This is a genomic window from Spirosoma daeguense (genome assembly GCF_054776875.1).
Genome location: NZ_BAAHBF010000005.1, coordinates 385,681 through 407,402, shown reverse-complemented (window position 1 = coordinate 407,402; position 21,722 = coordinate 385,681). Strand labels below are relative to the sequence as shown.

Here is a 21,722-nt window from a genome sequence, read left to right as displayed (position 1 = left end):
GAGACAGGGCATGCCCTGTCTCTACAGGGGTCATTCACTACGTAGTGATTTCACTGGATTCACTAAAGCCGCTTTGATGCTTTGATAGCTGACGGTCAGCAGCGTAATGAGCAGAGCACCAACGCCAGCGGCTGCAAAAATCCACCACGATAGCTCTGTGCGATACTCATAATCGGTCAGCCATTCGTTCAGATAGTAGTAAGCAATGGGCGAAGCGATCAGGCAGGAAATGATAACCAGCATGACGAAATCTTTCGATAGCAAGCTCCACAGATTTAGTACCGACGCACCTAGTACTTTGCGGACGCCAATTTCTTTAGTACGTTGCTCGGCAGTGAAGGATGCCAACCCGAAAAGTCCCAGACAGGAGATTAAGATGGCCAGCATCGCAAACCCGCCGGCCAGTTTACCAATACGCTCTTCTGAAGCAAACTTTTTACCGAATTCGTCATCTGCAAACTTGTAATCGAACGGAGCCGACGGTACGTGCTTTTTGAACGTAGCTTCGATCACTGCCATTGATTCGCTGGCACTTCGGGCAGGATTCAACTTGAGCATGATCCAGTTTACGTTCTCGTAATCCATGAAGTAAATGGCTTGTTTCACAGGTTCATAAGGCGATTGGGCTAATACGTCCTTGATAACTCCGATCACCGTATAAGATTTGGTTTTGGGATTTTTTTCATCTCCCCAGCGGATCACGGTACCCACTGGATTTTTAATGCCCATGAATTTGACAGCCGTTTCGTTGATAACTACTGCCGACGAATCGGTTGAAAATTTTCTCGAAAAATCACGTCCTTCGTTGAATTGCCAGCCTACGGTTTTGCCAAAATCGTGCGTTACCCAAATGGTCGAGAAATCAGCGTCGAGTGATGGATCTTTACCTTGCCAATTAAAACCGCCGTTGTCGGACCAAATGCCTGTTAACGGACTGGACGATTCGGCTATTTCCTGAATGACCCCCGCATTTTGGAGGTCGGTTTTCAATACGTCATATTTCCCGTAAAATGCGGGCGACATCATCTGAATCATTACTACACCATTTTTATCGTAGCCAATTGGTCGATTTTTGGTGTGCTGAATTTGCCGATACACGATGAGGGTACCAATAATTAACGTAATGGAAACCGTAAACTGAATCACTACCAGTACTTTACGCGGAATAGCCGCCCAACTGCCTACTCTGAACGTACCTTTGAGCACTTTAACGGGTTGAAACGACGACAGATAAAAAGCTGGATAACTACCTGCCAGCAACCCGGTAATGACAACAAAAGCAAGGCTGACAAGCCAGAAAGGAGCGTTGGTCCATGGAAACGTAATGTGTTTGTCTGCCACTTCGTTGAACCAGGGTAACAGCCCCAGAATGAGTAACGTAGCACCTATGAAGGCAAAGACAACCACCAGAAACGATTCGCTGAAAAACTGATTGATCAACTGGCTACGTACCGACCCAACAGCTTTCCGAATGCCCACTTCTTTAGCCCGTTTTTCACTACGTGCCGTACTCAGATTCATGAAGTTGATGCAGGCCAGTAGCAGTACAAAAATGCCTACAATGCCAAACAGCCGAACGTACTGAATGTAGCCACCTGTTTTTACCCCTTCTTCCCAGCTTGAATACAAACGCCAGTCGCTCATTGGATGCAGAAACATCTCCGATTTATATTTCTTTTCGTCGGCCGGTACGTTATTGAGCTTGACGTTTTTAATACGTTCGCTCACCGCTTCCATGTCCATGTTATCGGCAAGCTGTACAAACACTTGAAATGAGTTATTTGCCCATTGATTCTCGTCACGGGCTCGTTTTACCCAAGGCTCTGTGGCTACGTATAACTCCCAGGGGGCAATAAATGTCAGTTCATGAAACTCGGTGTTGTACGGCAGATCTTCGTATACACCTGTTACCCGAACATCGGCCTTACCTGCGATATTGATGGATTTACCCATTGGGTCGGCCGGGCCGAATAGTGCCTGTGCAGTTGAGGCTGATAGCAAAATCGTGTTGGTTTCTTTCAGTCCATCGCGGCTACCTTTCAGCATGTGCAGCGACAGAATTTCGGGCATTTCGGCACCCATATAATTACCCGTCCGATTGAGTTTTTTATCGCCATACGATAGCATACGGCTGTCTTGCCACGTAGCAGTTGCCAGCCGTTTGAAATTACTGCCGTATTTAGCTCGCAATTCAGCTTCCAGCGGAGCTGGGATAGAAGTCTGAGATCCTACGTGTCCGTTCGAGGTCTGGTGCTGCATGACCTGCGCAATACGGTCGTAATGTTCATGATACGTATTGTACGACAGTTCATCATACATCCACATACCGATAAGCATGGCAACTGCCATACCCACGGCCAAACCACCAATGTTGATGGCCGAGTAGCCTTTGTGCCGCACCAGATTCCGAATGGCAATCTTGAGGTAGTTACGTAGCATAGCTGTATTTGATGGTTTTGGGTAGTGTTTGGGTTCGTATTTTTTTACAAATCGAGGTTTCAGGAATCCTGCTACGTCTAGCCAATACTGCCAGCGAGCACGCCGTTCGCCCAATCGTCGTACCTGATACCTAAACTCCTCGTGCAAATCGCCCTGAACTTCCTCCAATCGGTGCGGAGCACAGAACAGACGTAGCAATTGGTCGGCGAGTTTGGGTGGGGTCGTTGACATAGAGGTTGGGGGAAGGAGTTAGGGTAAAGGGTGGCTAGTTTTACCCTATGCCCCAAGCCCTCTGCATTTATAAGCTCGTTGCTGGTTTTAGTGGGCTTAACAGCCGGTCCCAGAAACTGACACGTACTTCCTGAATTTCCTGCAAGGTGCGCCGTCCATAAGCTGTTACCGTAAACAGCCGTTTCCGACGACCACCGCGTTCTGCCGTTGGCTCGCCCATTTCTGACTTAACCATACCTTTATCTTCGAGTCGTTCCAGCGCCGAATGGATTTGATTCAAACGTACCGAACGACCCGTCTGCTCGTTGATTTCGTGTGTAATAGCCACACCATAAGCATTGCCATCCATCACTGCCACAGCGAGCAGAACAATTTCTTCGAACTCGCCTAGATAGGTTCGTTTCATGGGTTTACGTTAGTTCTATTTTTGCTGATCAAATGCTTTGCCAGAAACAGAAAATGGCTCTTGTGCTACGTAGATGGTGCTTTTGCTAAAAAGGGATATTGCTTGGTTGTCCAGTTTCGGACATATATTGTACGGTATGGGACAAGAAAAAATGCGTACTGCCGATCAAAATTCGGGTAGAGGTTAGGGAGGTTGACGCCCAGATTATGGGCTTGAGCAATCAAATGGGTATAGAGTCTTTTTCCCTTCCTTTTGTTCAGAAACAAATCTTACCGATAATGAAACAGTTACTTAAATACCTGCTCTTTGGAGCTTTTTTATTCGTAAGCATAACTAATAGTCTGGCACAGAAAGGCCCAGAAGACAAGGCTGGCTGGAAACTTGGTGCGCAGGCGTATTCGTTTCGACTTTTTCCATTTGCCGAAGCGTTGCGAAAAATAGATAGTTGCGGATTAAAATATGTAGAGGCTTTTCCCGGTCAGACGATTGGTGGAGGTATCGACGGGAAAATGGATTTTACGATGGATGCCGCAACTCGTCAGGCTGTTAAGAAATTGATTAAGGATAAAGGATTAACACTGGTCGCTTATGGGGTAGTTAATCCGAAGACCGATGAGGACTGGAAAAAGCTGTTTGAATTTGCTAAAGATATGGGCGTATTGAATATCAACACAGAGCCAGCGCCTGCCCAGATGCCCTTGGTCCGGCAACTGGCTGATCAGTATAAAATCAACGTAGCACTACATAACCACCCGAAACCATCGCGTTACTGGCATCCTGACACCGTATTGGCAGCTATTGGCAATAGCAAATACGTTGGTTCCTGCTCCGACATTGGCCACTGGGTACGTTCGGGCCTTGATCCGGTCGAATGCCTGAAAAAGCTAAACGGACACGTATTGGGTATGCACTTCAAAGATGTAAAGAAAGATACGCCTGATGGGAAATATCACGATGTAGTGTGGAGCACAGGCGACTGTAAAGTGCCAGCGGTGATTGCAGAAATGAAACGGCAGAAATTTAAAGGCCCTATTTCAGTAGAATACGAATATCACTGGGAAAATAACGGCCCCGAAATCGCAGAAAGCGTGATCAACTTCCGGAAAATTTACAGCGGCAAGTAAGGCTGATCCGTGAAATTTGTAGAGACAAGGTATGCCTTGTCTCTACATTTACAAAACGTCTACAATACGTCTAGGAGGTAACCAAATTATTCCGAACGTAGTGATTTGACCGGATTAACCAGCGCGGCCCGGATACTTTGAAAACTGACTGTCACTAGTGCAATTCCAACCGATAGTAAACCCGCTAGTGCAAATACCCACCACGCAATGTCGACCTTGTAGGCAAAATCCTTAAGCCATTGATTCATAGCCCACCACGCAATTGGCGATGCAATGATAAGGGCAATGACAACCAGTTTCAGGAAATCTTTCGACAATAGAACAACAATACTACTTACGGAAGCCCCCAACACTTTGCGGACGCCAATTTCTTTGGTACGTTGCTCCGCTGTAAATAGCGCCAATCCGAACAGGCCCATACACGAAATCAGAATGGCAACAATCGTGGCTGCATTGACAAGCTGGCCAGTTTTCTGTTCTTTTTCGTAGAGTTTGGCAATTGAATCGTCGAGGAATTTATACTCGAACGTATTGTCGGGGAAGAGGCTGTTCCATTGCTGTTCGATACTGGCGATGGTTGTTTTCATATCTGCTACACCTTTTCCCTGCGTACTCAGTTTAACACCAATGTTTCGAGCTTGCCGTGGCATGTAACCAATAAACGCTGGGCTTATTTTTTCGTGAAACGATTGCTCATGAAAATCGGCAACTACGCCTACAATCGGGATTTTTTTGCCTTTGTCCCATTCCAGAATTTTGTTCAAGGCATCGGCTGGCTTGTTGAATCCCAGTGCTTTGGCATACGTAGCGTTGATAAGCAATTCACGTAGCGAATCACTTTTCACAAAATTCCGCCCAGCCAACAGACGAACTTTATAAAGTGGAACAAAGTTTTCGTCGCCTACTTTAGCCGATACGTCTAATTCAATGACTGACTTTTTGGGAGGCTGGTATTTGAACTTTGTTACCATATGGCTTTCGCCCATCGGCGGAAACCACTCCATTGTAACTCCCTCCACGCCTGCCAGTTGTTTAATTTTTTGCGCTAGTACAGGGCCATTCCCTTTATCATTCCAGGGCGGACGTATCGAAATAATGGCATTCGTTGAGAAACCCAGATCTTTATCTCGCATAAAACTAAGCTGACGACTTACCATCAACGTACCGATTATAAAAACGAGTGATACCGTAAACTGAAATACAATCAGCACTTTACGAAAATGCCCCTTTTGTCCACCTGTTAGCGCGGCTTGCCCTTTGAGCGATAGGGCAGGCGTATAGGCCGACAGCATCCAGGACGGATAAAAACCTGACAGTAGCGACGTAGTAAGCAACACAGCCAGCAGAAACAGCATGGTTTGTAGGCTAAATAAATCGAACGTCAAACCTTCGGGCATTAACGAATGAAAAGCCGCTAGAATGGGCTTGACAAGAAGCAGCGAAAGCAAAATAGCAATGGCGGTTAGAAACGTAGTTTCACTCAAAAATTGTGCTATCAAACCTCCACGGCTACTACCCATCACTTTGCGGATTCCGGTTTCTTTGGCCCGCTGAACCGATTGCGCTGTCGATAAATTTATGAAATTGATACTAGCAATCAGCAGAATAAATCCGGCAACGGCCATCAATCCATAAAGTGTTGGCAAATGAGCTTTACGCGCATAGTTATCCTGATAGGATTCATTGAAATGGAGATCAGACAGGGGTTGTAAAGCAGGTGAAAACTTAAATTCTTTTGGGTAGTGATTCTTGCTAAACTGCTGAAATTGAGCTGTGTATTGTTCGGGATTTTTGCCCTTAGGAAGTTTGACGAAAGCCTGCGAAGCCGACCAGATATCATCCCATTGGTCGAGATTGATTCCATTCTTCAACTGGCTGGCCCGGATAGTAGCGAATGAAATGAAATCAGTAAATACCAAATCAGATGGGTTAGCCCAGGCTTTTACGATGCCCGTTACCGTAACACGTACCGAATCCTGATAAATAACTTGCTTACCAAGCATTTTATCAAGTGGTAAATCGCCGAAATAAAGGCGTGCTTTCTGTTCAGACAGCACTACGTTAAACGGTTCATTTAAAGCCGTTTTGGAATTGCCAGCTACCCAATTGTAGTTGAAAATCTGGAAAAACTGGGGCTCAGCCACAACGATTTCACTATGTTTTTTACCTTCAATACGTATCGGCTTTTCCTTGCCATTTGGAATCAGTACGTCCGACGAGATGTTATGAAAAGCAGCTACCGTTTCCAGCCCGGAAATCTCTTTTCGGAGAGCTTCTGGTACCGCATTCGGTACAAAACCGACCGGGTGTTTTTCGGTATTTTTGTCATATTGAGACTCTCCAACTAATCTGTAAATACGCTCACTATCGGTATGAAACGTATCGTAACGGAGTTCATAGCTTGTAATCAGGTAAATAGCCAGACAGGCCGTTACGCCTAACGTAAGGCCAAACAAATTAATCAGCGTACTGACTTTGTTCTTTGCCAGGCTGCGGAAGCTGGTTTTTAGATAGTTGCGTAGCATAAGTGGGCTGAGAAAAAAAGGAGTTTGATAATCATTAGCTTGTCGTTTAAGCGCAAAAGGACGGACAAAACGTAGCACGTTGAGCCAATAAAGTCGGTTTGCTCCAGCCTGTCCGCTACGTTGTACGTCGCGAACGTAGCGTTCATACAAATCACCCTGAATTTCTTCCAATAAATGCGGAGCGCAGAACCATTCGAGCAATTTATCGGCCGGGCGAGGTGGGATAGGTTGCATGGGGTTAAGGGTTTGGGGCAAGGGAAAAGCGGGAAATGGCTGGGTGCTTCGCGTTGGGATGGCAGGGAGAGCTTGGGTTATCGTTGAATCAATCCCTGCCCTCCCTGCTATTCCCTGCATTTTATATACTAATTGCTGGTAAGGCGTTTGGAGCAATAGACGTCCACAACTGTTCGCGCATGGTACGGATGTCGTGTAACGTCCGACTGCCGAGTGCTGTAACGGTAAACAACCGTTTCCGACGACCACCGCGCTCGGCTGTAGCATCGCTCATGTGCGACGAAAGCATACCTTTTTCCTGCAAGCGGTGTAAGGCTGCGTGTACGGCGCTAATGGTAACGGAGCGGCCGGTTTGTCGATCAAGTTCATCGGTAATCGCTACGCCATATGCTCGTTCGTTCAATACCGCAACTGTCAACAAAACAATCTCTTCAAACTCGCCTAAATACGTTCGTCTCATACGTAATAGATATATTCAACTTCTGTAGAACAAATGCTTTGCCAATATTGAAAATAGGTCATTACGTATCGTTAAGCTGGTTTTTGCCAATATTCTCTGTCCGAAATCGTACGTTTTTTGTCCGAGGCCGAACATTCCTGCTTGAAAAACAGATACGACAATACGTAACAGGCTGTAACTTCGCGACCTGATTCTATTAGTTAGACACCTGAAACCATGGCTCTGAAAACGCTCGTTAAAATTTCTAATGTTACTAACCTCAGCGATGCGCGTTACTGTGCAGGCATGGGTGTCGATATGCTTGGCTTTTCGATGGATGCGGATGCGCTGGACTACGTTGAGCCGAAAAAATTTGAAGAAATCAAGTCCTGGGTGGCGGGTGTTCAGATTGTGGGCGAAACAACCGCTATTGATCCAGAAATCATTGAGCAACTTGTCGATACGTATCAGCCCGACGTATTACAGGTCGATGAATCGGCCTTGCTTCCTTATCTGAGCACGTTAGGACGACCGCTTATCCTCCGCGTCGATCTGTCGCTTGTTACGTTCGACCAGCTTGATACGTTGTTCCAGACCAGTGCATCGAACGCTGATTATATTCTACTCGAAAGCAATAGTTCGCTTCACCTTGATGCTGATTTAAAAGAATTACTCCAGCGATTATCAACGCGTTATCCGATTTTATTAGGTACAGGCGTATCAGCCGAGAACGTCCATGAATTGCTGGACAATCTACCTGTACGAGGTATAGCACTGAGTGGGGGCGATGAAGAACGGCCCGGCAATAAAGAATTCGGTGACCTTATGGATATTCTGGAAGCGATTGAAGTAGATTAGGCTTCATACAGGGATTGCCAGGTAGAGACAACGCCTAGCCATTCATGCACGAAGCACCCTGCCACCAACGAGATTAATCCACTACTATGTATTACCTACTATCATTGAAAACATACTTCCATCCATAACCGCGTCCATTCTTCCAATTATGTTACCACTGAAATCGCTTATTGGCTAGGTTTACAACGTTTTAAACAACTAAATGTCATGAACAAGCGATTGGAACGTATTGCCGACCAGGCCCAGATAGGGGGTGTATGCGCTGGTTTGGCCGATTATTTTGGCATCGACCGTGCTCTGGTGCGCATACTGTTTGTAATCGGTATTTTTTTGCCGCATTTTCCGGCAATTATTATTTACATTATCATGTGGATGGTTCTACCCGAACGACGTTCGGATGGTACTACTGCTCATTCAACCGCGTTTTCTAATCCTTATTTTTCCATGAATCCCTACAATCCCAACAAACCTGCATCTCCCGACCGTAGCATCGTCGGCGGGGCCGTCCTGATTATTTTAGGTGTCCTGTTTTTGCTAGATCGTTATCTGGATATCGACTTCAGCGATTTGTGGCCGTTTATGCTGATTGCCATTGGTTTATGGTTAATCTTTAAGGATCGGATTAAGCCCCCTTACGACAATAATAATACGTCTAACTACAGTAACCCGAACGACCAAAGCGGAACTTTGTAGTATAAATGATGAGGTAGGAGATAAGGTGTAGGCGATAAGCTGAGTTGCTTTCATACATCATATAATCCTACCTCCTACTTCATACATATCTTAAAACTGTCATGCAACGAAGAAACGGATTATTCTGGGGTATTTTTCTGCTGACGCTGGGCGTTCTGTTTCTGGCCCGGCGTGCTGGCTGGCTCGATGTCGACTGGCACTCACTCGTAAATTTATGGCCGTTGCTGCTCATTCTGGCCGGGGCAAATATCATTCTCGAACGTCGTCATCATTCGGCAGCCTTTATTACTACGGTGATGCTGGCAGTGGCTATTCCTACTACGTTGTTCGGATTTCTTTCGCATCGTAGACATAACGATGGATTTAATATGCGCTGGAATCACGACGACGATGATGAGGACGATGACAACGACAATAACGGAGATGACGATGATGATGACGACACCGATGGTGATTATAAGTCGGAGCGTGAACGGCGTTCGTTAGGGGAGTCGCGTTCGAATACCTTTTCTGAAGCGATGGATGCCGATACGCGTGAAGCGGTGCTGAAGTTGGCGGGTGGTGCCGGTAAGTTCACCATTAGTGATCCCGGCTCTGAATTAATCAAAGCCGATACGAAGCAGAACGTTGGTACGTACTCTATGTCGGTAGACCGTGACGCTACAACGCATATCCCCACTATCGAACTCAAACCAACTGAAGATAGCCAGCACCTTGACTGGAAAGACGGTAAGTTTGAAAACCGGGTTGATATTCACCTGAACGCTACACCCGTCTGGACAATGGACGTAGCATTGGGTGCAGGCGAAGGCGATCTGGATTTAAGTGCCTATGCCGTGAAAAATCTGAAACTGGCTGTTGGTGCGGCTGACCTTGACCTTAAATTAGGTGATAAAGCAGATCAGGCCGATGTAAAATTAGATGTTGGTGCCGCGTCTGTAACGGTACGTGTTCCGAAGTCGGTAGGTTGCCGTATCAAGAAAGACGGTGCTTTGAATCTCGAACAACTCGATGATTTTACGAGTGTAGGCGGAGGAGAGTTTGTTAGCCCCGATTACGACGGTGCTTCAAAAAAGATAACGATACGTTTCGACGGAGGCATCTCGCGCTTCAAAGTAGTACGTTATTAGTCAGAAAAGCTCCGGCAGCCGCCGGAGCTTTTCTGAATTAGTTATTCTGGTTCAATCGATTAAGCAGCATTTTATTGAACATCTGCTCTGTTTTATACAGCTCGGCTAATTGGGCAGGGCTAATTACTTTCAAAAAACGCTCCATATACTCGTCGTCCAAATCGGCGAGTTTTTGTTTGGTCGAGTTTACTTCTCGCAGGCCATTTACCAGTTGCTGATCGTTCAGGGCAGTGCGCGATGGGGCATTATTTAATTGACGAACACGACGGTTCAATTCCTGTTTTTTGGCGTTGTATTCGTTATAAATTGCCCAAAATTGCGGAGCCTGATCGGTTGTTAAGTTCAGCCGATTGGTGATCATGCCAATTTTGGCGGATTCAATTTTCTGGCGCCCATTAACGTCATTCTGTGCCCTTACAGCCTGCGTTGAGCACAAGAGAACAACCAGGCAGCCAATCAATACGTATCTCATTTTGGTGAAGTTAACCATTCGTAAAATCAGGAATCGCGGTCTGACTTGTCTATCAAACTTTGTTCGTTGATAAGCTGCTGAATCTCATTTGGTGTTACGTTCAGAAACTGAATCGCCGTAGTGTCGCTACCTAAAGAGGAGTGAAGCTGCTGACCATCAGCCAATTCATCCACATTAACACCCTGCTCGTCGAGGTAGGCCGCAATGACCTCATCACTAACACCGGCCAATGCCTCGTTACCGATCGACTCCTGCCGTTGTGGCAAGGTTTGCCAGACCAGTATAGCAATCAAACTGGCTCCCGCCATGGAGGCTACCGTGCGCTGCCACGACCAGCTAATGCGAAAAGCTGGTTTTGCCTTCGTTACTATTCGAGCTTGTACCCGTGAAGGCAGATCGTCAAAATAGCCATCTGGCGTCGTAAACGGATTTTGCCGCAACGGATGCTCCGGTGGAAGTTCGTCAAGCCGAATGTTATTAAAATTGCTCATAGTGGTGTGTCAGTTACACAATTCTGATCTCGTTTAGGAGTTTGACAGCCCCGGCGCACAGAGGTTTAATTCGTTGTATCTGTATTTGTTATATAATCTTCGATTTTTTTTACGGCTAGGTGATACGACGCTTTCAAGGCACCCACCGACGTACCGGTAATTTCGGCAATTTCTTCGTATTTCATATCATCGAAATACTTCATGTTAAACACCAGCCGTTGTTTGTCGGGCAATTTCAATAGTGCTTTTTGCAGTTTCATTTGCACTTCTTCACCGCTTGGCTCATTCCCCGACGTCGTGAAATCAGAGTTGCTTTCGAGCTTTTCCATCAACTCGCCTTCCACATCACCAATCGGCAGGAAAAAGCGCCTTCGTTTTTTGTTGAGGAAGTTTAAACACTCGTTGGTAGCAATGCGATAAATCCAGGTATACAACTGACTATCACCCCGGAAATTTTCCAGACTATTCCATACTTTGATAAAGGTTTCCTGCACCAAATCATCGGCATCGTCGTGGTCGATCACCATTTTACGAATATGCCAATAAATCTTCTGCTGATACTTACGTACCATCAGATTAAAGGCATAATTCCGGCTCGACGGGTCGCGGTATTTAGTAAGGAGTTCTTCGTCAGTCATTTTAATTTGTGTAGAGACAGGGCATGCCCTGTCTCTTATGCGTCAGCAACAAACCATCCGGATCAATTACCATCCGGTTATGAGACAACACATGTGTTGTCTCTACGATTTTCTTGCCATTACTTTCTTCACCTGCTCAACAATTTTGTCGGCAGTAAGGCCATATTTCTGCATAAGTTGGTCAGGTGTACCGCTTTCGCCAAACGTATCATGAACACCAACATACTCAAGTGGTGCTGGATAGTGACGCGACAAAACCTGCGCTACGCTATCGCCCAAACCGCCGTTAAGCATATGCTCTTCGGCCGATACGGCACAACCCGTTTTCTTCACCGAAGCCAGAATAGCTTCTTCATCTAACGGTTTGATGGTATGAATGTTAATAATATCGGCTTCAATTCCTTCTTCGGCCAGAATTTCACCCGCTTTGATCGCTTCCCAAACCAGATGGCCTGTGCAGAAAATCGATACGTCGTTACCTTCGTTTACCGTCCAGGCTTTACCGATTTCAAACTTCTGATCGGCTGGTGTGAATACTGGAATAACCGGACGACCAAAACGCAGATAGACAGGTCCGTCATGGTCTGCAATAGCGATGGTAGCGGCTTTAGTCTGGTTATAATCGCAGGGATTGATAACGGTCATGTTGGGCAACATTTTCATCATACCCAAATCTTCCAGAATCTGGTGCGTAGCGCCATCTTCGCCCAACGTAACACCCGCGTGCGAAGCGCAGATTTTAACGTTTTTGTTCGAATACGCTACCGACTGCCGGATCTGATCATACACGCGACCCGTAGCAAAGTTGGCGAACGTAGTGGCATAAGGAATCTTACCACCAATGGTCAAACCGGCCGACACGCCAATCATATTTGCTTCGGCAATACCGCACTGGATAAACCGATCCGGATTCTCTTTAATAAACGTTTCGAGCTTAAGCGAACCGGCCAGATCAGCGGTCAAAGCTACTACGTTTGGGTGAGTTTTGCCGAGTTCAGCAATGCCCGCACCAAAGCCGGAACGGGTATCTTTCTTATCTGTGTATTCGTATTTTTTCATGGTCTATTTTCAGTTCGCCGAAGCGAGGGTTTGCAATTTGCTCAAAAAATAATTGGCACTAGGGCAATTTTGGTGATTTGCTGCATTTTCAATACTAAAGCCGTATTTAAGCATCCGCCGAGCAAGTATAGGTTTTGTGCCAACACCCCGCCCTGTCTCTTTGATAAATAATTGGCGTATTTTTTCAAATGGCTCTTTCTCTTGCTCTGGATAATCAAAATAAACAGGCTTACCAAGCAATGTACTGAGTGTATCGGAGTCGGCCAGAAACCAGGCTTCGGCTTCCTGCACAGCGACAATAATATGCTGGTTAGGATATGCGCCTATTCGCTGGCGAGTTGCATCAATCGTTACATCTTCATCAAGATCGGTTAAGATAAAGATCATATCGGCACCTGCCTTTTCAAGAGTACTACGTCGTTCAAGAATGTTATGAGGTAACAAATTTCCATTGCCTTCAGCATCTTCAATGGGCAAAACACAATTTAATCCTGATGCACGTAGCAGATGTTGAAATGTTTCCGACTTGACAATCTTTACTTCCGTATCCCCTTCGCAAATGAACCCGACGTTTACCATGCCAATCCTCCATTTAATACGTTTGTTAGCCAGGCCTCATCAGTACGTATACCACTAAAATCGTCCTTCTTAAATTGCCGAACGGTTGTGGCGCCCTGTTTCTTTTCCACAATAACAAATTCTTCCGGTTTGACCCGCGAAGCCATCGACTGCGAATGTGTATTTAGCCAGATATAGTGACCACGTTCTTCGCACATAATGCGAAAGAAATCGACTAATTCACCGGCTACCTGTGGATGGAGGCCATTTTCTGGTTCTTCAATACAGAGAAATTGTGGTTTATCATCACTCTGGTAAACAGCCGTCAGCAAAGCCAGAATATTATACGTACCGTCGGAAATTAAATCTTTCGTGAATGGCTGATCTGATGATTGCTCATGCCAAAGAAGAGTCGCCGTTCTGTCAAAAGGGTTTTCAACTACTTCAACGGATTTGAAACCTGGGACAAATAAATCTAGCCATTCAAAAATTTCGCTTTTGAGTGTAGGCTGCTCTAAGATCCTTTTTAAAACTTTTTCAAGATTATCAGCAGATAACGTCAGTTGAAGGTCGTCAGAAAGATTAAGTCTCTGTTTTTTCTGTTGGCTAATAAATAGATGAGTGAAATTGGCTAGCAATTGCTGATTTTCCTGCTGAATCTTTATTGCGTCCTCTTCTCCCCACCGAGTGCCAACTACAGTGTATTCAGGTTGACCTATATTATTATGACGTTGAACAAGGCGATGAACACTAGAGCCATCTAGCTTAATTTCAATCTGAACAACGTTTACACTACTACGTCGATTTAGAAAGTAATCTTTACCGCCAAACAGACTTTCGACTGTACCTCGATTCGTCTTGACTGATAAATTGAAAAACTCCAAAGCCTCGAAAATATTCGATTTGCCGGAACCGTTAGGGCCGACAAAGACCGTGAACGGATTCGGCTCAATAAGCTCGATCCGTTCAATGGACTTGAAATTTTCGATGGTTAGGCTTTTGATCTGCATACGTAGTGCTCAACTAGCCTCTGGCTGTTTGCGATGGAGATAAACAAACAACCAGAGGTTATTTGGGCCTATTAATAATCTGAATAACCCACAGTTAATGGCAACTGGTTGAGGGCTTGGGTTAATTGCTCCGGATTCGGGGCAATGCCGTGCCATTTGTGTCCATCCATCATATAATCGATGCCAAAGCCCATTTGGGTGTGCATCAGAATCAACGTCGGTACGTCGGGATCAGCCTGTGCTTTACGTAGCGTTTTCACTACGTCGGCGATGTCATTTCCCTGCATCTCATCAACATTCCAGCCGAAAGCGCGGTATTTCGCTCCCAGATCACGGTTGTCATTGACGTTTTGCGTAGAGCCGTCGATTTGGGCGTGGTTGAAGTCGATGATCGCTGTTAGGTTACCGAGCTTTTTGTTGGGCGCAAACTGAGCTGCTTCCCAAACCTGGCCTTCCTGCTGTTCGCCATCGCCCATCAATACGTATACGTGCTTATCGTCGCCATTGAGTTTTTTGGCGTAAGCCGCTCCAGCCGCAACCGATAAGCCCTGCCCTAACGAGCCTGACGCAATACGTATGCCCGGAAGATGTTCGGCAGTAGTGGGGTGCCCCTGTAAACGGCTGTCCAGCTTACGGAACGTAGCAAGTTCAGCAATTGGGAAATAACCTGTCCGCGCCAGCACCGAATAAAAAACAGGCGAAATATGGCCGTTTGACAGGAAGAACAAATCTTCGTCCTGACCATTCATGTCAAAAATAGGTTGTCCGTCGGCATCGCGTTTCAGACGCAGGATGTCGAAATAAAGGGCAACCATAAGGTCGGTGCAGCCGAGCGAACCGCCGGGGTGACCAGAGTTAACAGCCGCAACCATGCGGACAATATCGCGCCGAACGGCGGTAGCAACGTGTTCGAGTTGTTCGATTTCCATAGTGAAGGGTAATGTATAATGAATAAGGTAAAATGGACAATGACAGTTATGCTATGCTTCATTATACATTATTCATTGTCCATTAATGTAAAATTTGATCTGCGTGGTTTTTCGTGTCTATTTTACTAATAATCTCGGTAATGACGCCGTTCTCGTCGATCAGGAACGTAGTGCGGACGATACCCATAAAGTTGCGTCCATACATCGATTTCTCTTTCCATACGTCATAAGCCTCTACAATCGTATGATCGGTATCAGCGACGAGCGTAAAAGGTAAGTCGAATTTTTTGCTGAACTTCTGGTGTGATTTTTCGTCGTCGACGCTAACGCCCAGTACTTCATAACCAGATGATTGTAGTTTTTCGTAGTTGTCCCGAAGGCTACAAGCCTGTGCTGTACAACCGGGCGTGTCATCTTTCGGATAAAAATACAACACTACTTTTTTGCCCCGATAATCAGATAGGCTGACAGATTGACCATTCTGATCGGTGCTCGTAAAACTGGGGGCGGCATCGCCAATTTGTAAGCTCATAATCGTTTATGTTTCAAGTTTCGGTTTCAAACCGGAACAGTTTCTACCGTCTACGTTTCTTCTTTTTGGGTGCTGCTTTCGCTTTTTTAGGGGCAAACTTCCGGGGTGCCTGAATAATCGTACTGTCAGAACCTATGTTTCCCGAACGGTCTTTAACCTGCACAAGTATCTCATCCCCAATTTCAAATAGCTCTTCCGGATCGAATTTATCTGACCAAAGCAAAGCACGCTTATAATCGTACTGCATGAGCACCCATTCGCCGTTGACCAGTGCGCGAAAATCGGCTATGCCCGATAAATCGTCCCGAATTCGGGCAGTAATGCCAGCAGGTGTTGCGCTCAGAATCTGAACGGTTGGCGGATTGGCATCCGTAAGTAACTGAAACCGGCCAAGCGAACGGGTTTTAAATTCGATTCGCCCTTTGTTCCAGGTACCACCCAGAAAACTTGCGCGGCCACCGCTAGTCCAGTATGCTTTGGTGCGAGCCGTGTCGATTGCAATCGGGTACGTAGGTGTGTGCTGTACCGTCAGGTAATCGTTAAGCGGAATAGTGGGTTGATTTATTTCTAACCCGCCACCCGGCAAAAGCCGCATCGCTAGATGAAGTGTATCAAATAACGTTCGTTCGCCGAATTCAATCCGGTTGTTCCCGTCAATAATGGTTTCTTTTCGACCGGGGAAAATCCGTTTTTTCAGGTTAGTACGAACTACGCTTCGACCAAACTGAACAGAGTCGGGCAAAACGTAGCGCAAATCTATAAGATAAATGGCTTGATTGTTACGTATATAACTAACAGATTGCTCCGTTACGTTACGTCCGGTAATCAATTTGGCTTTGGGCGGGTTAACCGTCGACACATTTTTGACTGCCAGTTTCAGTACGTTTTCATCTGTCGTAATGGTTGCCACTGGCTCTTTCGCTTCATGTAAACTAGCTTCTTCTGGTGATTGAGTCGACGTAGTATCGATAACAGATGATACTACAGCCGGGACTTCGGGCTGAATGGTGAAAATCAGTCGGGTAGCCTGATCATACGCATCGAAAAGGGTGAGCGTAACTTCGTGAGTCTGACCGTCGAGGATGGGCAGTCGACCCCGATACGATGCGTTGCTGGGTAGTTTGTATAGATTCAGAATATTACCGTCGGCAATATACCCCCGATGGTAACGCTGCCCGCTTGTTTGTTCTACTTCGTAATTTTCGTGGATGTTCATGAACCGCGTTAGCTCATTCGGAAAGCTGTTCATGTTGTAGGCAAACACCTCACGACCATCCAGTTTTATTTCCAGACAGCTAATGCCGTTACGGTAGGGCGATCCGCTGGTTTTGTCATAGGCCAGCACCTCCATACCAATCAGGCCAGAGGCTGTAATGGGTTGCGTAATGGTATACGTACCATCGGAACGACGTACCGGAACGTAACTAACCCGTTGGTATTCACCATTGATACGTGACGTAGATGTCATTGTTTTCAGCGCGACCCGTTCAAAATAGGGCGGAATCTCGTCCTTGATTTCGGGGAAACCGTAAAGAAGCGGGTTTATCAGATTGTCTTTCGCATCGCGAACTTCAAAATGAAGGTGAGGGCCACCTGATCCTCCGGTATTCCCCGAAGCTGCTATTACGTCACCTTTCTTAACCGGAAATTGGCCCGGTTCGGGGCGTAGGTCGATTTCGAACGTTTTTTTCTGGTATTGCTGGGTGCGTAGATACGTTCCTAACGTATCATTCAGATTTCGTAAGTGACCATAAACGGTGGTCAGGCCATTAGGATGTTTGATAAACACTACGTTGCCATAACCACCCGTAAAAACGGCAATGCGTGATACGTAGCCATCGGCAGCCGCGTGTACATCCAAACCTTCGCGCCCGCCCGTCCGAATGTCGATACCTGCGTGGAAGTGATTGGGTCGTAAATCGCCCATTCCCCCCGACAATGAATTAAGTGCACCCGGTTGAATGGGAAACAGAAAATAGCCCGGCTGAATCAGTCCCGCTAACGTAGCGCCTGAAGGTGCCGAAGGCTGGGTTGGCGGAGAAGGTTGCACTACGCCTTTTTGCCCAAAGGTTAGGCTACTGGTAACTAAAACCGCAAGAAAAAAATGAATAATGAGTTGTCTCAAAAGCAATGCAAACTAAATTATCAGACTGCTACGTATCGGTCGGATAAAAGATGATTATTTAACGTCTACTTCCAGCATTTTCTGGCCTTCAATGGAGGCTACAAGTTTATCGCCAATCTGCACAGGGCCAACACCGTGTGGTGTTCCGGTAAACAGGATATCGCCCTGTTGCAGGAGGAAGTATTTTGATACAAACGAAATCAGGTAATCGATCTTATAGAGCATCAGGCTCGTATTTCCCTGCTGACGGGTTTCGCCATTCAGATCGAGCTGGAAATTCAAATTTTGCAAATCTGGAAAATTCGTTTTGGGTACAAAACCAGATATTGGCGCCGAACCATTAAATCCTTTAGCCAACTCCCAGGGCAATCCTTTTGCTTTTAATTTACTCTGCACATCGCGGGCGGTAAAATCAATCCCGATGCCAATTTCGTCGTAATATTTATTGGCGAATTTTTCTTCGATGTTTTTGCCGACCCGGTTGATTTTGACCAGAATTTCGACTTCGAAATGAACATCGCTTGAGAAATCAGGATAGAAAAACGGCTCATTTCGAAGCGGAATCGCCGTTTCGGGTTTTAGGAAAATAACCGGATCGTTGGGCCGTTCGTTATTCAGTTCCTTTATATGTTCAGCGTAATTCCGACCAACACAAATGATTTTCATAGACGTAGCGCGCGCTTCTATGCGGATAAGAGGTAAATTTTCGTCCCTGACTGCGTTTTATTAAACCTAAAGATAGACTACAAATCTAAGGACTAAAGACGCCCTGACCGCATGGATAGAGAAAAATTTGAACAAATCCGGTACGTTTGCGGTCATTATACGTCAGAACCATTCAATTAGATATAAACCTGTTAGATAATGAAAAATGCACTTATTGTAATGCTGGTTGTCGGCTTTGCTATTGGTTGCCAGAAAGTCCCGATCACGGGCCGGAGCCAGTTGAAGCTGGTGCCCAATGATCAATTGCTACCGCTTAGTTTCACCAACTATAAAGGCGTTTTAGATACAAGTACAGTTGTTCGAGGCACCAACGATGCCGAGATGATTAGGCGTGTTGGTAATAAACTGCGTCAGGCAATGGAGCAATACCTGAATGCCAATAATTTAGGAAGTCGGCTACAGGGATTCCAGTGGGAGTTTAACCTGATTCAGAGCCCACAGGTAAACGCCTGGTGTATGCCAGGTGGGAAAGTGGCCTTTTACACGGGTATTTTGCCTTATACGCAAAATGAAGCAGGTGCAGCCGCCGTTATGGGACACGAAATTTCGCACGCTATTGCCGAACATGGTAACGAGCGTATGAGCGAAGGTTTGTTAGCGAACGGCCTGATTCAGGGTGGGCAGATCGCCACAGGTATAGCGGCTCGTGGTAGTAACAATCAGGTTAATTCAATTCTACTTCAGGCAGTAGGTGCCGCACTTCCAATTGGTTATCAGGTAGGACGTGCTTTGCCACACAGCCGCAAGCAGGAAACAGAAGCCGATCATCTGGGCGTTATTTTTATGGCGATGGCAGGTTATAATCCGCAGGAAGCCGTTACGTTCTGGGGACGAATGGCAAAAGCCAGTGGCGGAGGAAAAACGCCTGAGTTTCTATCGACGCACCCGTCTGACGAGCGACGGATTCGCGATTTACAGGCGTTAATGCCAGAAGCAATGAAATACTACAAACGGTAGCATAGAAAAAGCCGGAGTTTTCGCTCCGGCTTTTTCATTACGTTCTGGATTAGTTAGAAAGGGAACTCCCTAAAGCGATTCAACGACCTGACGAACTTTCTCTGCAGCTTCTTTCAGCTCAACTGCCGATTGTACTTTCAGGCCTGACTCGTCGATGATTTTAGCGCCTTCGGCTGCATTGGTACCCTGTAGACGAACAATAATCGGTACAGGAATGTCGCCAATCGCTTTGTATGCTTCTACAACACCCGTAGCAACACGGTCGCAACGAACAATACCACCGAAGATATTAATCAGGATAGCTTTTACGTTCGGATCTTTCAGGATGATACGGAAACCAGCTTCTACCGTTTTGGCATTAGCGCCACCGCCTACATCGAGGAAGTTAGCAGGTTCACCACCCGACAGCTTGATAATGTCCATCGTGGCCATAGCCAGACCAGCACCATTTACCATACAACCTACGTTACCATCAAGTTTAACGTAGTTCAGGTCGTTCGATGATGCTTCTACTTCGAGCGGATCTTCTTCGGTGATGTCGCGTAGGTTGGCAAGATCTGGATGACGATACAGGGCATTGTCGTCCAGATTAACTTTTGCGTCAACGGCCAGAATTTTGTTATCCGATGTTTTCAGAACCGGGTTGATTTCGAACATCGATGCGTCGGTATCAACGTAAGCCTTATACAGCGACGTAACAAATTTGACCATTTCCTTGAACGCTTCGCCTTCGAGACCCAGACCAAAGGCTACTTTACGGGCTTGGAAAGGTTGCAGGCCAACCGATGGGTCGATCCACTCTTTTACAATTTTCTCGGGGGTCTTTTCGGCTACCTCTTCGATATCCATACCACCCTCAGTGCTTGCCATAATGACGTTGCAGGCTTTGCTACGGTCGAGCAGGATGCTGATATACATCTCTTTCGGCTCCGAAGCACCCGGATAGAACACATCCTGTGCAACCAGCACTTTATTTACTTTTTTGCCTTCAGGGCCGGTCTGATGCGTAACCAGTACGTTGCCAATCAGGTTTTTGGCAATATCACGTACTTCATCAACCGATTTGGCAAGAGCAACGCCACGTTGTTCTCCACCAACAACTTTCCCTTTGCCACGGCCACCCGCATGAATCTGCGACTTGACGACAACAAACTTTGACCCACTCTGAGCCATAATTTGTTTGGCGGCTTCAACGGCTTTCTCAGGCGATTCGGCCACGATGCCTTCCTGGATTCGAACGCCGTATTTTTTGAGAATTTCTTTACCCTGATACTCGTGTATATTCATGACAACTGCAACAAGGAGATTTGGAAATCGTATTTTTGCGTGGCAAGTTAACACTAAGTGGTGAGTGATGAGTGATAAGTGATGAGTTTTTAAACAACTCTTTTAACTCATCACTTATCATTCATCATTCATCATTCAAAAATGTCGATACTTCAAACCACTGATATTCGCCGGAGTTACGGCACTCTGCCAGTTCTGAAAGGCATCAATCTTAGTATAGGGTCAGGCGAAGTTGTGTCGATTGTTGGGGCATCGGGGGCCGGAAAAACAACCTTACTTCAAATTCTCGGTACGCTCGACCGTCCTGATTCGGGCGAGTTATTGATTGATGGGCAGAATGTGTTTACGCTGAATGATCGTCAATTGGCCAAATTTCGCAACGAACGTATCGGTTTCGTTTTTCAGTTCAATAATCTCTTGCCGGAGTTTACAGCCCTTGAGAATGTGTGTTTGCCAGGGTTCATAGCCGGAACGGCTGAGAATCAGGTTCGCCAACGGGCGGAAGAGCTACTAACTTTACTTGGTCTACGTGACCGACTTGGTAACTTACCGTCTCAATTGTCAGGAGGTGAACAACAACGAGTAGCCGTTGCCAGGGCCTTGATTAACCAACCTGCGATTGTTTTCGCTGACGAACCCAGTGGCAATCTCGACTCCCGTAATGCCGAAGAATTACATCAGCTTTTTTTTCGGTTACGCGATGAATTTGGTCAGACACTTGTCATTGTTACGCATAACGAAAAGCTTGCCGATCTGGCAGACCGAAAATTTGTTATTCGCGACGGAATGGTGATCGTCTAATTTCTAGAACTCTTTCTGGATTATCGTTACTCCCTTTTTTGGGGAGTAAGTTTTTTAT

The 21,722-nt window shown here is 46.1% G+C and carries 21 protein-coding genes; 6 read left to right on the top strand and 15 right to left on the bottom strand.

Annotated features, from left to right (window positions below; all coding sequences use genetic code 11):
* Nucleotides 1-30: 30 nt before the first annotated feature.
* A complete protein-coding gene (locus tag ACYVD4_RS18015; RefSeq protein ID WP_460948197.1) occupies nucleotides 31-2,670 on the bottom strand; it encodes an ABC transporter permease in 2,640 nt (879 codons plus the stop codon).
* A gap of 67 nt (nucleotides 2,671-2,737) precedes the next feature.
* Entirely contained in the window at nucleotides 2,738-3,076 is a 339-nt protein-coding gene (locus ACYVD4_RS18010; protein ID WP_460948195.1) for a PadR family transcriptional regulator, read from the bottom strand.
* Nucleotides 3,077-3,354: 278 nt separating this feature from the next.
* Here ACYVD4_RS18010 and ACYVD4_RS18005 point away from each other — a divergent pair, with 278 nt between their 5' ends.
* Nucleotides 3,355-4,200 carry a sugar phosphate isomerase/epimerase family protein gene (locus tag ACYVD4_RS18005; protein ID WP_460948193.1) on the top strand — a complete coding sequence of 282 codons (846 nt, stop codon included), beginning with the start codon at nucleotides 3,355-3,357 and terminating at the stop codon, nucleotides 4,198-4,200.
* An 86-nt stretch (nucleotides 4,201-4,286) separates the two neighbouring features.
* Here ACYVD4_RS18005 and ACYVD4_RS18000 read toward each other — a convergent pair whose 3' ends face one another.
* Together ACYVD4_RS18000 and ACYVD4_RS17995 are read right to left on the bottom strand one after the other, a co-directional pair.
* Nucleotides 4,287-6,959, bottom strand: a complete 2,673-nt coding sequence (locus tag ACYVD4_RS18000) for an ABC transporter permease (RefSeq protein WP_460948191.1) — start codon at nucleotides 6,957-6,959, stop codon at nucleotides 4,287-4,289.
* 121 nt (nucleotides 6,960-7,080) lie between these two features.
* The gene (locus tag ACYVD4_RS17995; RefSeq protein ID WP_460948189.1) at nucleotides 7,081-7,419 is read right to left on the bottom strand and encodes a PadR family transcriptional regulator; all 339 of its coding nucleotides are present in this window, start codon (nucleotides 7,417-7,419) and stop codon (nucleotides 7,081-7,083) included.
* 216 nt (nucleotides 7,420-7,635) lie between these two features.
* Here ACYVD4_RS17995 and trpF point away from each other — a divergent pair, with 216 nt between their 5' ends.
* From trpF to ACYVD4_RS17980, 3 genes are all read left to right on the top strand, one after another.
* Nucleotides 7,636-8,256 carry a phosphoribosylanthranilate isomerase gene (gene trpF, locus ACYVD4_RS17990; RefSeq protein WP_460948187.1) on the top strand — a complete coding sequence of 207 codons (621 nt, stop codon included), beginning with the start codon at nucleotides 7,636-7,638 and terminating at the stop codon, nucleotides 8,254-8,256.
* Between the two features lie 207 nt (nucleotides 8,257-8,463).
* A complete protein-coding gene (locus tag ACYVD4_RS17985; protein WP_460948185.1) occupies nucleotides 8,464-8,949 on the top strand; it encodes a PspC domain-containing protein in 486 nt (161 codons plus the stop codon).
* A 101-nt stretch (nucleotides 8,950-9,050) separates the two neighbouring features.
* Nucleotides 9,051-10,079 (top strand): LiaI-LiaF-like domain-containing protein, encoded by a 1,029-nt coding sequence (locus tag ACYVD4_RS17980; RefSeq protein WP_460948183.1) that lies wholly within the window; start codon nucleotides 9,051-9,053, stop codon nucleotides 10,077-10,079.
* Between the two features lie 37 nt (nucleotides 10,080-10,116).
* Here the strand turns inward: ACYVD4_RS17980 and ACYVD4_RS17975 are convergent, their stop codons facing one another.
* The 10 genes from ACYVD4_RS17975 to ACYVD4_RS17930 form a co-directional block, all read right to left on the bottom strand.
* The gene (locus ACYVD4_RS17975) at nucleotides 10,117-10,569 is read right to left on the bottom strand and encodes a hypothetical protein (RefSeq protein ID WP_460948181.1); all 453 of its coding nucleotides are present in this window, start codon (nucleotides 10,567-10,569) and stop codon (nucleotides 10,117-10,119) included.
* Between the two features lie 8 nt (nucleotides 10,570-10,577).
* Nucleotides 10,578-11,042, bottom strand: a complete 465-nt coding sequence (locus ACYVD4_RS17970; protein WP_460948179.1) for a hypothetical protein — start codon at nucleotides 11,040-11,042, stop codon at nucleotides 10,578-10,580.
* A 65-nt stretch (nucleotides 11,043-11,107) separates the two neighbouring features.
* The gene (locus ACYVD4_RS17965; RefSeq protein WP_460948177.1) at nucleotides 11,108-11,680 is read right to left on the bottom strand and encodes an RNA polymerase sigma factor; all 573 of its coding nucleotides are present in this window, start codon (nucleotides 11,678-11,680) and stop codon (nucleotides 11,108-11,110) included.
* A gap of 102 nt (nucleotides 11,681-11,782) precedes the next feature.
* Nucleotides 11,783-12,739 (bottom strand): transketolase family protein, encoded by a 957-nt coding sequence (locus ACYVD4_RS17960; protein WP_460948175.1) that lies wholly within the window; start codon nucleotides 12,737-12,739, stop codon nucleotides 11,783-11,785.
* Between the two features lie 9 nt (nucleotides 12,740-12,748).
* Nucleotides 12,749-13,318, bottom strand: coding sequence for a hypothetical protein (locus tag ACYVD4_RS17955; protein ID WP_460948173.1), 570 nt, complete (start codon nucleotides 13,316-13,318; stop codon nucleotides 12,749-12,751).
* Nucleotides 13,312-14,307, bottom strand: coding sequence for an AAA family ATPase (locus tag ACYVD4_RS17950; protein ID WP_460948171.1), 996 nt, complete (start codon nucleotides 14,305-14,307; stop codon nucleotides 13,312-13,314). Before ACYVD4_RS17950 ends, ACYVD4_RS17955 begins: the two co-directional genes overlap by 7 nt.
* Before the next feature lie 71 nt (nucleotides 14,308-14,378).
* Complete coding sequence (locus ACYVD4_RS17945) at nucleotides 14,379-15,236, bottom strand: transketolase (protein ID WP_460948169.1); 858 nt, start codon at nucleotides 15,234-15,236, stop codon at nucleotides 14,379-14,381.
* Between the two features lie 82 nt (nucleotides 15,237-15,318).
* Nucleotides 15,319-15,768, bottom strand: a complete 450-nt coding sequence (gene bcp, locus ACYVD4_RS17940) for a thioredoxin-dependent thiol peroxidase (protein ID WP_460948167.1) — start codon at nucleotides 15,766-15,768, stop codon at nucleotides 15,319-15,321.
* 43 nt (nucleotides 15,769-15,811) lie between these two features.
* The gene (locus ACYVD4_RS17935; RefSeq protein WP_460948613.1) at nucleotides 15,812-17,695 is read right to left on the bottom strand and encodes a M23 family metallopeptidase; all 1,884 of its coding nucleotides are present in this window, start codon (nucleotides 17,693-17,695) and stop codon (nucleotides 15,812-15,814) included.
* A gap of 252 nt (nucleotides 17,696-17,947) precedes the next feature.
* Nucleotides 17,948-18,559: a fumarylacetoacetate hydrolase family protein gene (locus ACYVD4_RS17930; RefSeq protein WP_460948165.1), complete on the bottom strand. Its 612-nt coding sequence runs from the start codon at nucleotides 18,557-18,559 to the stop codon at nucleotides 17,948-17,950.
* Between the two features lie 198 nt (nucleotides 18,560-18,757).
* Between ACYVD4_RS17930 and ACYVD4_RS17925 the strand changes: the two genes are divergently transcribed.
* Nucleotides 18,758-19,576, top strand: a complete 819-nt coding sequence (locus ACYVD4_RS17925; protein WP_460948163.1) for a M48 family metallopeptidase — start codon at nucleotides 18,758-18,760, stop codon at nucleotides 19,574-19,576.
* Nucleotides 19,577-19,645: 69 nt separating this feature from the next.
* Here ACYVD4_RS17925 and sucC read toward each other — a convergent pair whose 3' ends face one another.
* A complete protein-coding gene (sucC, locus tag ACYVD4_RS17920; protein WP_460948161.1) occupies nucleotides 19,646-20,863 on the bottom strand; it encodes an ADP-forming succinate--CoA ligase subunit beta in 1,218 nt (405 codons plus the stop codon).
* 141 nt (nucleotides 20,864-21,004) lie between these two features.
* Here sucC and ACYVD4_RS17915 point away from each other — a divergent pair, with 141 nt between their 5' ends.
* Nucleotides 21,005-21,664, top strand: a complete 660-nt coding sequence (locus ACYVD4_RS17915; protein WP_460948159.1) for an ABC transporter ATP-binding protein — start codon at nucleotides 21,005-21,007, stop codon at nucleotides 21,662-21,664.
* Nucleotides 21,665-21,722 lie beyond the last annotated feature (58 nt).